At 73.8% G+C, this 202-nt stretch carries 1 pseudogene; it reads left to right on the top strand.

Annotation, left to right across the window (positions count from 1 at the left end):
* A pseudogene (locus tag F0L68_RS41365) lies at positions 1–202 on the top strand (S9 family peptidase); the annotation flags it as partial.

Here is a 202-nt window from a genome sequence, read left to right as displayed (position 1 = left end):
GTCGCCGCGCTGTCCAAGGACGAGCGGCTGCTGGCCATCTCGCACTCCGAGCACGGCGACAACCGGCACCCGGCGCTGCGGGTGCTCGCGGTCGAGGACGGCTCGACCGTCGCGGAACTGTGGGACGGGGAGGGCAAGGGCCTCGACGCCATCGGGTTCAGCCCGGTGCGCGGCGACTCGCGGCTGCTGGTGCTGCACGAGC

Source organism: Solihabitans fulvus, from assembly GCF_008386585.1.
GTDB lineage: Bacteria > Actinomycetota > Actinomycetes > Mycobacteriales > Pseudonocardiaceae > Solihabitans > Solihabitans fulvus.
Note: the sequence above shows the minus strand (reverse complement) of the source record. Positions and strands in the feature narration are given on the sequence as shown.